The 12,150-nt window shown below is 43.0% G+C and carries 12 protein-coding genes; 7 read left to right on the top strand and 5 right to left on the bottom strand.

Annotation, left to right across the window (positions count from 1 at the left end):
• The first annotated feature begins 30 nt into the window (after positions 1–30).
• From IRJ18_RS06170 to IRJ18_RS20995, 3 genes are all read left to right on the top strand, one after another.
• Positions 31–240: a hypothetical protein gene (locus IRJ18_RS06170; RefSeq protein WP_194105319.1), complete on the top strand. Its 210-nt coding sequence runs from the start codon at positions 31–33 to the stop codon at positions 238–240.
• A 125-nt stretch (positions 241–365) separates the two neighbouring features.
• Entirely contained in the window at positions 366–2,279 is a 1,914-nt protein-coding gene (locus IRJ18_RS06165) for an AMP-dependent synthetase/ligase (RefSeq protein ID WP_194105318.1), read from the top strand.
• 150 nt (positions 2,280–2,429) lie between these two features.
• Positions 2,430–3,716 carry an asparagine synthetase B gene (locus IRJ18_RS20995; protein ID WP_228072579.1) on the top strand — a complete coding sequence of 429 codons (1,287 nt, stop codon included), beginning with the start codon at positions 2,430–2,432 and terminating at the stop codon, positions 3,714–3,716.
• Between the two features lie 3 nt (positions 3,717–3,719).
• Here the strand turns inward: IRJ18_RS20995 and IRJ18_RS06155 are convergent, their stop codons facing one another.
• Genes IRJ18_RS06155 through IRJ18_RS06145 form a run of 3 tightly spaced genes read right to left on the bottom strand, consistent with a single transcriptional unit; the run spans position 3,720 to position 5,875 of the window.
• Positions 3,720–4,583, bottom strand: a complete 864-nt coding sequence (locus IRJ18_RS06155; protein WP_194105317.1) for a glycoside hydrolase family 25 protein — start codon at positions 4,581–4,583, stop codon at positions 3,720–3,722.
• 25 nt (positions 4,584–4,608) lie between these two features.
• Positions 4,609–5,415 (bottom strand): SDR family oxidoreductase, encoded by an 807-nt coding sequence (locus tag IRJ18_RS06150; RefSeq protein ID WP_194105316.1) that lies wholly within the window; start codon positions 5,413–5,415, stop codon positions 4,609–4,611.
• Positions 5,405–5,875, bottom strand: coding sequence for a nuclear transport factor 2 family protein (locus tag IRJ18_RS06145; RefSeq protein ID WP_194105315.1), 471 nt, complete (start codon positions 5,873–5,875; stop codon positions 5,405–5,407). The genes IRJ18_RS06150 and IRJ18_RS06145 overlap by 11 nt, the downstream gene beginning before the upstream one ends.
• Before the next feature lie 99 nt (positions 5,876–5,974).
• On the opposite strand from IRJ18_RS06145, the gene IRJ18_RS06140 reads away from it, so the two are divergent.
• Both IRJ18_RS06140 and sucC read left to right on the top strand, forming a co-directional pair.
• Positions 5,975–6,925, top strand: coding sequence for a cation diffusion facilitator family transporter (locus IRJ18_RS06140; protein ID WP_194105314.1), 951 nt, complete (start codon positions 5,975–5,977; stop codon positions 6,923–6,925).
• A 593-nt stretch (positions 6,926–7,518) separates the two neighbouring features.
• Complete coding sequence (gene sucC / locus IRJ18_RS06135) at positions 7,519–8,709, top strand: ADP-forming succinate--CoA ligase subunit beta (protein WP_194105313.1); 1,191 nt, start codon at positions 7,519–7,521, stop codon at positions 8,707–8,709.
• 152 nt (positions 8,710–8,861) lie between these two features.
• Here sucC and IRJ18_RS06130 read toward each other — a convergent pair whose 3' ends face one another.
• Both IRJ18_RS06130 and IRJ18_RS06125 read right to left on the bottom strand, forming a co-directional pair.
• Positions 8,862–9,392, bottom strand: a complete 531-nt coding sequence (locus IRJ18_RS06130) for an REP-associated tyrosine transposase (protein ID WP_194105312.1) — start codon at positions 9,390–9,392, stop codon at positions 8,862–8,864.
• A 225-nt stretch (positions 9,393–9,617) separates the two neighbouring features.
• Complete coding sequence (locus tag IRJ18_RS06125; RefSeq protein ID WP_194105311.1) at positions 9,618–10,382, bottom strand: DUF4382 domain-containing protein; 765 nt, start codon at positions 10,380–10,382, stop codon at positions 9,618–9,620.
• 401 nt (positions 10,383–10,783) lie between these two features.
• Here IRJ18_RS06125 and IRJ18_RS06120 point away from each other — a divergent pair, with 401 nt between their 5' ends.
• Positions 10,784–11,317 (top strand): YceI family protein, encoded by a 534-nt coding sequence (locus tag IRJ18_RS06120; RefSeq protein WP_194105310.1) that lies wholly within the window; start codon positions 10,784–10,786, stop codon positions 11,315–11,317.
• A gap of 181 nt (positions 11,318–11,498) precedes the next feature.
• Positions 11,499–12,119 carry an L-threonylcarbamoyladenylate synthase gene (locus IRJ18_RS06115; RefSeq protein ID WP_194105309.1) on the top strand — a complete coding sequence of 207 codons (621 nt, stop codon included), beginning with the start codon at positions 11,499–11,501 and terminating at the stop codon, positions 12,117–12,119.
• Positions 12,120–12,150 lie beyond the last annotated feature (31 nt).

Here is a 12,150-nt window from a genome sequence, read left to right as displayed (position 1 = left end):
ATTCATCATCTAATCTATAAAACAAATAAAATGAAAATTCTAAAAATTGTAATTATTGCGCTGGTAACCGTGTTTACTTTTAGCGCCGCAAAAGCCCAGGTACGTGTACATGCTACAGTTGGCACAAGGCAGGTTCATCATCGCACCGTTGTTGTACGCAGGCCGGTCTATCACCGCACTGTAGTAGTGCACCGCAGTTGGCATCGCCGCCCGGTATACAGGCATCACCGCCGTTACTAATATAAAGCCCCCTGAATGTTTCAGGGGGCTTTTTGTTGCTCTCAGAGACCGTTAAAAGTGATATTTTATTTTCATCCAAAATAATTTAAGTTTGCTTTAACTAATTATCATCCAAAATTTATTGAATGAAACCTCCTGTAGCGTCGGCCACCGTGCCCCAGTTTATACGCAATACCGTTAAGTACATCCATCCCGAAAGCCATACTTTTTTAAAACACAAGGTTGGCGAAGTATGGAAAGAAATTAGCTACGGCGAAGCACTTACAAAAATTGATGCTATATCGGCCTGGTTGCTGGATATAGGCATTTGCAAAGGCGACCGCCTTGGGCTGATCATAGAGAACGGTCCCGATTATGTATACTACGACCAGGCATTGCAGCAAATTGGCGCTGTAAATACGTCTATCTACCCTACCCTTTCTGAAGCTGAAATTGAATATATTCTGAACGATTCGGGCGTTAAAACCTTGTTGGTGGGCAATCCTTTCCTGTTACGCAAGGTGCTGAAGGTGGCAAATAATTGTATGGAGCTGATCCGCATTATACCCGCTTTTGAAGACTTTGAAAAATACACCGAAAAAATTGAACTAAACGCAGGCGTAATAGGTTTGCAACAACTGATAGCTGAAGGCAAAGGAATGGTAGATCGGTTCCGCGATGCAATAAATATTGCGCGTGAAGCTATTATGCCGTCAGATCTTTCGTGTTTGATATATACTTCGGGCACAACCGGCACCCCCAAAGGAGTAATGCTTACCCATCATAACCTCACCGAGAATGTGAACGTAAGTTTAGAACAGATACCGGTGATTGAATATACAGATTTGTTCCTGTCGTTCCTGCCATTATCGCATGTGTTTGAACGTACAGCTACTTATCATATTTGCCTGGCCATGGGTTGCCAGATAGCCTTTGCCCAAAGCCTTGACCTGCTTGCCCGCAACATGGGCGAAGTTAGGCCGACTGTAATGAACTGCGTGCCCCGGTTGCTGGAACGGATACACGACAAAGCCATGAAGAATGGTACAGATGCCGGCGGCATCAAAGCTAAAATATTTTTGTGGGCGCTTAAAGTCGGCCGCCAGCACCGCGAGCAATTGGAAGCGGGTAAAAAGCCGGGATTGATACTGGAACAGCAATTTAAACTGGCCGAAAAACTGGTATTCAGCAAAATAAAGGAAAAGACCGGCGGTCGTTTAAAGTTTATGATATCGGGTGGCGGTGCGCTGCCTAAAAATATCGGCGAGTTTTTCGGCGATCTGGGGATTAAGGTACTGGAAGGTTTCGGCCTGACTGAAACATCGCCGGTTATGGCCGTTACCGAATATCACCGGCAAGTATATGGTACCGTTGGCCGCATTATTCCGGGTATTGAAGTAGGCATTCAAAATGTAGATACCAAAGAGATATATACGATACAAACACACCATACTTTTAAGGAGGATTATCAATCGGAAGAAGGAGAAATTATTGTGCGCGGGCATTGTGTAATGAAAGGATATTTTAACAAACCCGAGGAAACAAAAGCTGCGATAAACCCTGAAGGCTGGTTCCACACCGGCGATATTGGTCGTTTTTATAAAGGCAACCTGCAAATTACCGATCGGTTGAAGAACATGCTGGTGAACGCTTATGGTAAAAACATTTACCCCACCCCGGTTGAAAACACCTATTTAAAAAGCCCCAAAATTGAGGGCGTATTTTTAATTGGCGATAAACGTGAATATATAACCGCCATTATTATCCCCGCAAGGGAAGCCTTCCAGGAAGCATTTGGGTTGGATAATGCGTTTTTTGAACAACCTGAGGTATTTATTGACGATAAAGCTATGACCGATTGGGTTGCAGCGGATATCCGCAAGTTTGGCAATGAACTGGCTAAGTTTGAACGTATTAAAAGCTTTAAGATCAAACGCGCGCCCTTCAGTATGGATGGGGGCGAGATAACCCCTACCATGAAACCGAAGCGTAAAGTGATAGAAAAAAAATACGCTGATGCGATAGATGAAATGTATATGCAAAGCGTAGAAGCGGATTGATTGTCACAATCAAATCACACTTAAATCATTAAAACCTAAGTATATAGTTTGGTATATTTGGGATAAATGAGGCTGGTAGTAAAACACTTATTGGTTATCTCCTTTTTCCTCTTACCTTTTATAGTAAAGGCCGCATCCATATTAATACCTATGGATGACCAGCAGAAAGACCACCTCAAATCATACGGTATTGCTTTCTGGGTATTAAAGAACGGGGATACGGTAGACTGGCTCCTGAACTATCGTGGCGGCAGTTTTATGACCAAATACGATAAGAAAACCGAGAACGAGTGCAAAGTACGCGGTGTGAGCTATGAAGTGATTGCCGATAGCGAGGTAAGCAACATCCTGGCGCAAATAAATGACCCATCCGTAAATATGGATGTGGTAAAGCTGGAAAAGGCCCCCAGGGTAGCTTTATATTCCCCTAAAAACAAAGGCACCATGGAAGACGCCGTTGCCCTTGTTTTAAAATATGCCGAGATACCTTACGACTTAGTTTACGATGAACAGGTACTAAAAGGTGACCTGGCTAAATACGATTGGCTGCACCTACACCACGAGGATTTTACGGGGCAATATAGTAAAATGGGTAACTTCCGCGGCTTTGGCGGCGGTTACGGCGGCGGCATGGGTGGCTTTAATGGCGGGGCAGACTTTATTGGCGGCCGTCCCGACTTTGGTGGCCGCGGCGGCGGAGGCAGCAATATTAGCAATATAGAGAACGAGGAGAGCAAACCAGCCCAGGAAGCTATGGCCAAAAAGCTGGGCTTTAAAAAAGTATCCAAAATGAAGCTGGCCGTAGCGCAGCATATCCGCGATTTTTGCACCAATGGCGGGTTCCTGTTTGCGATGTGTTCGGGTGCCGATAGCTTTGATATAGCACTGGCAGCCGCCAATACCGATATTGTAGATACCCAATACGATGGCGACCCGCCCGATCCACAAGCGCAGGCCAGGCTCGATTTTAGTCAAACGCTGGCCTTTCAAAATTTCATTGTAAATACAACCGCCCGTTCGCGCAGGTTTAGCGATATTGATGTTTCGGATACCCGGCATGTAGAACGCACGCGCGACTTTTTTACCTTGTTCGATTTTTCGGCCAAATGGGATGTGGTGCCGAGCATGTTGACGCAGGACCATGACCGGGTAATTAAGGGTTTTAAAGGTTTGGCCACCGCCTTCGATAAAACCAAACTAAAGCCCGGCGTAACCATTATGGGCGAAATGAAAAGCGCCAATGAGGCACGCTATATACATGGCGAATATGGTAAAGGACAATGGACCTTCTATGGTGGCCATGATCCCGAAGACTATCAGCACAGTCCTAACGAACCACCAACGGATTTATCGCTACATCCAAATTCACCGGGTTATAGGTTGATATTAAATAATGTGCTTTTCCCGGCGGCTAAAAAGAAAAAGCAGAAGACTTAGGGATCATCTCACCAGTAATTTAGTAAAGGCTAAACTATCGCCCCTGAAGGCATTAAAATCAACTGTATGATTAATGCCGTTAACCCGGGCAATATCCGAATGTTGCCAAAATTGCCATTTGGTCTTTTCGTCCATAGCTAATTCAGGCTGGTGGAAATTGGCTATCCATAATGTATATTCATCAAAATGCCCTGCCAGATAATCGGCATAAAAACTAATATTAGTGTAGATGATAGGACGCACCCTTGTTTTATTCTCTACATAAGTTAAAAAGGCCTTTAGTTCTTTACGCATAGCCTGTGGCGATGTTCTGTCAAGTACTTCAATATCGGCTACAGGCGGCAGATCCCCTTTTTCAATATTTACATTTTGCAGGAAAAAACGGGCTTGCCATAATCCATTTTTTTCCGGACGGAAAAAATGATAAGCCCCACAGGTAATACCAACCTTAGGCGCTTCGCGCCAGTTACGCTTAAAATAGGGATCAACTTTTAGTAAGCCTTCGGTAGCCTTTACAAACGCGAAATTGATGCGCACACTATCCTCTTGCATAGCCCTTACTTTTTGCCAGTCTATTTTGCCCTGGGCATAGGAAACATCAATACCGTGAATGTGGTATCTTGACGGTATACGTATTTGGAAACTTTTATAAGTACGATAATGCGGGTTCTCGCCTATATCCATTATCCACCGCCAGGTAGCACTAAAAGTTTTGAGCACGTAACCATAGTATAGTGGCGAAAGTATGATCAGCAGAAACCCCACGATGAGTCCCCATGGCAATTTGGTACCGCTTTTCTTTCGCCGGGGGGCAGTGTTTCTTTTTACGGGTGCTTTTTTTACTACAGTTTTCTTTACAACGGCCACGTCACGAAGTTAAAAAAGTAATTGTTTAGCCAAGTACCACATTTAACCAATTATCATATTTATACCGGTAGCCTAATATGGTTGGGACATTCACACTTTCAATAGTCTTCAAATTTGCTGCTCCGTTTTCAAATTCGGGCAAAGGCAAATTTAGTTCCCGGCTAAACCGGGTATAAAACTGCGCCCGTGTAGGGTGACTTGGCACACAGGCATTGAATACCTGTCCCCAGGCTGCCTTTTCAATTACCACCACCGCTATGCCAACCGCGTCGTCTAAATGCACCATATTAACCGGCGATGAACCATTAGGCACTTCTTTTTTGCCGGCAAAAAAGCGCCCCGGATGCCGCCCCGGCCCTACTAAACCGGCGAAACGGATAACAGTCGTTTTAAACCCCGCCTGGTTTTGAAAAGCCTGCTCTGCTTGTAAAAGCAACCGGCCGGATTCATCTTCAGGCTTAGGTTCGTCCAGTTCATTTACTATACCTTGGTTATCGCCATAAACACCTGTAGAACTGGTATAGATCACCCGCTTTATACCATACCTGCTGATGGCGTTAATAATGCTTTCTATCTTGGGAATAAATGCTTCCGCCTCGCCCTTTCTGAATTTTGGCGGGATGCTTACCACCATCCTATCACAATCAAAAAAAGCAGGGTCGTTACCCTGTTCGCCGGGGAAATTAACGAGGTATGGCTGAAGACCCAGCGCGGCCAGTTCCTGCAATTTTTCGTTATTGGTAGTTGATCCCTTTACTGTGATACCTTTTGCTATTAAAGCTGTGGCTAATGCGCGCCCGAACCAGCCGCAGCCTAAAATACTAACCGTCATGCTTAGCGTTATATTTAGCCAGTAAGCCTTTAGTTTGCTGGCGTATCTTGTTCTTCATAAAAGCCGACCAGCCCAGCAGGTAGCCGCTCATCCCCAGCGCCTGCCCGGCCCATTTCCAGGCGTTAAAGGTATCTGTATGTTTAATGATCTTGCCATCTTTAAACTCAAATTCGGCATGTACATGATTAACCACCTTGCGCCCGGTGCGACTGAATACATATTCGGCCACCCAGTCGGCGCTGCCCGTTTCATTTTTGGCGGCGATATTACTGGCGGTTACTTTTACGCCCTTGTTGTTTGCAGACAACATACGCCACATGTTTTTAGCATCGCGCCCCTTTAGCCAGCCAAACGCCGGGTCTTCAAACTCAATGTCATCTGCATAGCAGGCTACCATGCCTTCCGCGTCGCCGGCGGCAAAGGCGCTGTAGAATTTTTCGATCAGTTGTTTGTTGTCCATGTTTACGGTGGTTGGCTGCTGCAAATTACTGTATTTAATTGGTGACTGTAATGAAAAATATTTCAAACAAACGTGCTTATTGCTGTTTAGTATAGCATAATGGCATCATCTAAAACATCCATTTACGGGGCGTTAATTGCTAACCTGCTTATTGCGATAACCAAGTTTATTGCCGGGGCTATCGGCAAAAGCGGTTCCATGATATCTGAAGCGATACACTCGCTGGTTGATACCGTTAATGAAGTGCTGTTACTATTAGGGTTACACCGCTCGAAGAAAGAACCCGACGCGTTACACCCTTTTGGTTACGGTAAAGAACTTTACTTCTGGTCGTTCATTGTTTCTATACTCATATTTGGCCTGGGCGGTGGTATTTCTATTTACCAGGGCATTGTGCATATCCGCGAACCCGAACCGCTTGGCGACCCGACCATGAGTTATTGGGTGTTGGGCTTGTCTATACTATTTGAGGGTATCTCGCTGGTGATAGCAATCAAACACTTTAAAGAAGTACGCGGCAAAACCCCTTTTTGGGAAGCCGTAGTAAAAAGCAAAGACCCGTCTAATTTCCTGGTGTTATTTGAAGACAGCGCCGCTGTAATGGGATTGGTGATTGTTGGGATATGCCTGTACCTGAACAACCGTTATCAAATGCCGGTGTTAGATGGCGTCGCCTCAATTCTTGTAGGGCTGATACTTGTAGCCGTATCGGCCATATTAGCCCGCGAAAGCCGCAGCCTGTTAATGGGCGAAGGTATTTCCCCCGAAACCAAACAGCACATTTGCGAAATGGTGCAAAAGGACAAATCGGTAGTAAAAGTGCTGCACATCATGTCGACGTACCAATCCCCGGATGAAATATTGCTGATGCTGATCATTCAATTTAAAGATGGCCTGGACACCGTAGAAATTAACAATGCTATAGATGGCATTCGCGAAACTGTGAAAGCAAGGTATAAACTCATGAAATATATTATCATTCAGCCGGATATTTTGGATACCAATTTAGAGCGGCATCCTGATAGGGGCGCGCATGATATGGGGATATGATTCAGTCTGAAATTATACGATCATACCACCTTATCAATTTAAATTTTCGGCCTGTATAACCTTAAACACCGCACTATATTAAAACAGCATCAAATCTGCTTGACAAAGGGTATAAATTGATTGGTTATTTGTCCCGGTTTAACGCGGCGAACAGGGCTAATCCTGTTAAAATCAACCATTTTCATCCCAATTCACATTTTTATTTTATCAAAGAACATTTACATTAATATACTGATTTTAAAGCTAAAAAACAAGTGTATTTTTGGTGATTTTTAGTCGTTTTTAGACTTTTTTGATAGCGTTTTAGGCCGACTTACGCTTTTTTAGCCGTTTTTACAGCGGGTAATTTTGTACAGATTGTACAATGAATAATATAATGCCATCATTAGGCTTCGGCCAATATTAATTTTTCACAACGTACAGAGGCGGCTAATAATAGGTCACCCGGTTTCAGCCGGGCGGCTTCATATAGCCCCCATTTTAACAATTTTAACCACCTTGACTATTTTAACTTCCCGCGCCCACTAAAACTACACTATCCCATTTCCATGTCACATAAAAAATTGTAGATTTACCGCAAATTCTTCAAACACATGAATATTCACGAATACCAGGGTAAAGAGATACTAAAAAGCTTTGGCGTCAGAGTTCAGGAAGGCATATTGGCCAACACTCCGGACGAAGCTGTTGAAGCGGCAAAAAAAATGAAAACCGATTACAATTCGGATTGGGTAGTTATTAAGGCGCAAATACACGCGGGTGGCCGCGGTAAGGGCGGCGGTGTTAAACTGGCCAAAAACCTTGACGAAGTAAAACAACGTGCTACCGACATTATCGGCATGCAACTGATTACTCCCCAAACAGGCGCCGAAGGTAAAAAAGTACACAAGGTATTAGTAGCCCAGGATGTTTACTATCCGGGTGAAAGTGAAACCAAAGAATTTTACATGAGCGTATTGCTTGATCGTGCTGCTGGTCGTAACATCATTATGTACAGCACCGAAGGCGGTATGGATATTGAAGAAGTAGCGCACAGCACCCCGCACCTTATCTTTAAAGAGGAAATTGACCCGGCTGTTGGGCTGCAAGGCTTCCAGGCGCGTAAAATTGCCTTTAACCTGGGTGTATCCGGCGATGCTTTTAAAGAAATGGTGAAATTTGTAACCGCTTTGTACAAAGCTTACGACGCCACCGATTCTTCACAATTTGAAATTAACCCGGTGCTTAAAACATCGGACAACAAAATATTAGCGGTTGATGCTAAGGTGAATATTGATGATAACGCCTTGTACCGTCACCCGGATTATGCCGCCATGCGCGACGAGTTGGAGGAAGACCCAACTGAAGTTGAAGCTGGCAAAAGCAACCTTAACTATGTAAAACTTGACGGAAACGTAGGTTGTATGGTTAACGGCGCTGGTTTAGCCATGGCTACCATGGATATTATTAAACTGGCCGGCGGCGAGCCTGCTAACTTCCTTGACGTTGGCGGTACCGCTAACGCGCAAACAGTTAAAGCCGGTTTCAATATCATCCTGTCAGATCCTAACGTGAAAGCCATCCTGATCAATATTTTCGGCGGTATTGTTCGTTGCGACCGTGTGGCACAAGGTGTTATTGATGCTTACCATGAAATTGGCAACATCCCTGTACCCATCATTGTTCGTCTGCAAGGCACCAATGCTAAAGAAGCTAAAGAGCTGATCGACAACTCGGGCTTGAAAGTATTCTCAGCTATATTACTGAAAGAAGCTGCTGAGCGTGTTAAAGAAGTATTGGCTTAAGTAGAGATTAGTGATTGGTTAATTAGAGATTAGTTAGCCTGTTAAATATAAAAGAAAAGGGAGCAAATTGCTCCCTTTTCTTTTATAAGGCTTGCAGTCGCTCGGCTCCAGCCGAGTGACACCTATTTCCCGGCCTCCGGCCGCAGCCGCAGTTAAGACTCATCGACAATTAGTGGCGAATCGGGATTAGCGCTACTATAAACAAAAGTCGCTTCATCATTTACCATCATAGCCGCAACGGGATTACGATGAATATAATCCATTTTTTGTTGAAAAACGGCGTTAGTAATTAATTCTGTGGGGTGACTTGTTTTTTGCCAAAATTGATATTGTTTGTTTTGAATTGAACTTTTGGCGAAAAACTCAAACATATATAACAACCATTCTTTCCGGCTTTCCTGCGGATTATTGGTTATCATTTCAAGCATTCTCTTGGCCGAATAGCTTTTAAAATCGCGTAGTATATCGGCTAATCTTCCCTCATCATTTGCTATTATCATGTGGATATGGCTACTCATAATGCAGTAGGCATATATTTTGAGGCCCTTAGCTTTTCTGCAATATTCCAGGTTCTTTATAATCTCGTCATTATATTCACTTCGTATAAACACATCAATCCAGCCCACTACCGTTAAGGTGACAAAGAAAGGGTTATCTGAATTTGCTTTACGTAACTCGGACATGTTTAAAGATATAAATTTTATAGTGTTGTTACCGCGGCCAGAGGCCGGGAAATAGTACTCACTCGGCTGGAGCCGAGCGAGTGCATGGAAGCTGCTGAGCGTGTTAAAGAAGTATTGGCTTAAGTAGAGATTAGTGATTGGTTAATTAGAGATTAATTGACCGTAAATAAAAGAGGTTGCCTATTAAAGCAACCTCTTTTTTATTAACACAACATTTACTGGATTTTACTGAGTAATTGTAACTGTGCCCATATCTTTCACAGCACCAGTGGTAACAGCTACACCTGTAACCGTTTTGGTTGCGTAAGGGCTAACCGGAACAAACTTAACATTATAAGTACCTGCTGCTAATCCGGAGAAATAGAATTTGCCGGTAGCATCGGTAACAGCGCCAACAGTATCGGTACCCATAATAGCATATACCTTAGGCGATGATGCCGCAGGTGAAACAATACCGGTTAAAGCGCCTGAAACGGCATCGGCGTAGGCCCTGATAACCGGTTTCAGTATATATTTTCCATTTCCGGTAAGTACAATGGATTGCGCCGCGTCAAAATCAAGATGCATAGTGTAAGCTATGCCAGCGGTCAAATTATCATGCACATTAAGTTTAACGCCCGAAGTTTGACCGCTCGGTGTAGTTAAATCGTAAGAAACACCGCCAACAATTACCCGGTTGCCCGAATCATTAAGCACCAGCCGCACTTGTTGTATAGTACCTGCCGGAATATCCTGATCGGCTAAAACAGTATCCTTACCTGAACGGAACCTTAAAATATCAATTGGCCCACCGCCAACATTCAAGGTTTGTTCACCGGCATCGGTAACTATCACCACACTTTTAACATTTAATATAACTGAAGTGAATGCGCCGGGCGCATCGGTCATTTTTACTGTTACGTGTGCTGAATTGCCAGCCGTTGAACTATTATCCTTTTTACAGGCAAACATAAATAGGCTTAAGATTGCCGCAAATAATAACTTTTTCATAATAAAATATTTAATTAATGTTTAATTTTTGATAAAACAAGTTCAAAGTACATGCCCGAACCACAAGGTATCGACAGACCGGCGTTTTGTATCGATGAGTCGGCAAAAAGCGGACTTTATGCACTATTACTATCGTAGCCGATATAGAGCAGATAGGTCACCATTGTTATTATATCAGGTCAATTATTTCGTTTTACTTAATTCTGCGGCTTAACCGGTGATCTGTAATTTATCAAAGGATGTGACAACTGCATTATTTTAAAATAACCTTAACTTTTTAATTATATAGGTGTTATAACTTGTAATGTCTACGGTTTGTAAACTTAATTAATAAATAGATGTTTAAACATCTATTATACATATCTTTGATCATACTTTAAAAAAACACAATCATTAATACTATGGCAACAGCAACAAAATGGGTATTAGACCCAATGCACTCAGAGGTACAATTCAAGGTAAAACACCTGGTAATTTCTACTGTAACAGGCTCATTTAAAACTTTTGAAGGCAGCCTTGAAACAGAGAATGATGATTTTACAGGTGCAAACATCAACTTTAGTTTAGAAGTAGATAGCATTAATACAAATCAGGACCAACGCGATGAGCACCTGAAAGGTGCCGAGTTTTTTGACGCAGAGAAATATCCGAAGATCACTTTCAAATCAACCTCATTCACCAAAAATGGTGACGACTATACATTAGTTGGCGATCTGACCATTAAGGGTATCACCAAATCGGTTACCTTAGCTGTTGAACATGGTGGAACCGCTGGTGATTTTTATGGAAATACTAAAGCAGGTTTCGAAATCACCGGTAAAATTAACCGTAAAGATTTTGGTTTAACCTGGAACGGCGTTACAGAAGCAGGTTCGGTTGTGGTTGGTGAAGAAATAAAACTGATCATCAACGTACAGTTTGCCAAGCAAGCGTAAGTTTAGTTCGGATTTCGGAATGCCAATTTCGAAATAAGATAATCCCGGCTTCGTGTTCGTCGTTAATATAAAGATTAAAACTATTTTTGGGCTTAATCTTTATATCTAGAGAACTGGAGCCGGGATTTTTTGCGTAAAATGGATTTCGCATTTGGCATTCCGCACTTCGAAATTGATAATTATGCTCATCAAAATATACCCGGAAAACCCCAACGAGAAAACCATACAACAAGTGGTTGATGTACTGCGCAAAGGCGGGATTATCATTTATCCTACAGATACGGTTTATGGCCTTGGTTGCGATATTACTAACCACCGGGCTATTGAGGCCATAGCTAAACTGAGGCGCATTAAACCCGAGAAGGCTAACTTCTCCTTCATATGTTACGATCTAAGCCATATATCGGATTATATTAAGCCTATTGATAATGCAACCTACAGGGTACTAAAAAAAGCACTGCCCGGACCGTTTACCTTTATTTTTAATGCCAGTGGTAATGTGCCCAAGCTGCTTAGTAGTAACAAAAAAACAGTGGGTATCCGTGTACCGGATAACACTATTGCCCGCTGCATTGTAAAAGAATTAGGCAACCCAATCCTCTCTACTTCTATAAAAGACGAAGACGAGATCATCGAATATTCAACCGACCCCGAACTGATCTATGAAAAATATCAGGACCAGGTAGATATAGTTATTGATGGCGGTTACGGAGGTAACATTGCATCAACCATAGTAGATTGCACTAACGGCGATTTTGAAATACTACGTGAAGGTAAAGGAGATTTAGAGCAATTCCTGTAAATCGTTTTTCCTATCTTTAGGAAATATCTGA

The sequence above is a fragment of the Mucilaginibacter boryungensis genome (assembly GCF_015221995.1).
Classification (GTDB): domain Bacteria; phylum Bacteroidota; class Bacteroidia; order Sphingobacteriales; family Sphingobacteriaceae; genus Mucilaginibacter; species Mucilaginibacter boryungensis.
The sequence above is the reverse complement of the archived record's forward strand: the minus strand, read 5'-3'. Positions and strand labels throughout refer to the sequence as shown.

Bases quoted from the DNA above. Each gene is read 5' to 3' on its own strand.
- sucC (WP_194105313.1), top strand. From the start codon at position 7,519: ATGAATATTCACGAATACCAGGGTAAAGAGATACTAAAAAGCTTTGGC.
- IRJ18_RS06125 (WP_194105311.1), bottom strand. From the start codon at position 10,382: ATGAAAAAGTTATTATTTGCGGCAATCTTAAGCCTATTTATGTTTGCC.
- IRJ18_RS06130 (WP_194105312.1), bottom strand. From the start codon at position 9,392: ATGTCCGAGTTACGTAAAGCAAATTCAGATAACCCTTTCTTTGTCACC.
- IRJ18_RS06150 (WP_194105316.1), bottom strand. From the start codon at position 5,415: ATGACGGTTAGTATTTTAGGCTGCGGCTGGTTCGGGCGCGCATTAGCC.
- IRJ18_RS06115 (WP_194105309.1), top strand. From the start codon at position 11,499: ATGCTCATCAAAATATACCCGGAAAACCCCAACGAGAAAACCATACAA.
- IRJ18_RS06145 (WP_194105315.1), bottom strand. From the start codon at position 5,875: ATGGACAACAAACAACTGATCGAAAAATTCTACAGCGCCTTTGCCGCC.
- IRJ18_RS20995 (WP_228072579.1), top strand. From the start codon at position 2,430: ATGGATGACCAGCAGAAAGACCACCTCAAATCATACGGTATTGCTTTC.
- IRJ18_RS06165 (WP_194105318.1), top strand. From the start codon at position 366: ATGAAACCTCCTGTAGCGTCGGCCACCGTGCCCCAGTTTATACGCAAT.
- IRJ18_RS06120 (WP_194105310.1), top strand. From the start codon at position 10,784: ATGGCAACAGCAACAAAATGGGTATTAGACCCAATGCACTCAGAGGTA.
- IRJ18_RS06170 (WP_194105319.1), top strand. From the start codon at position 31: ATGAAAATTCTAAAAATTGTAATTATTGCGCTGGTAACCGTGTTTACT.
- IRJ18_RS06140 (WP_194105314.1), top strand. From the start codon at position 5,975: ATGGCATCATCTAAAACATCCATTTACGGGGCGTTAATTGCTAACCTG.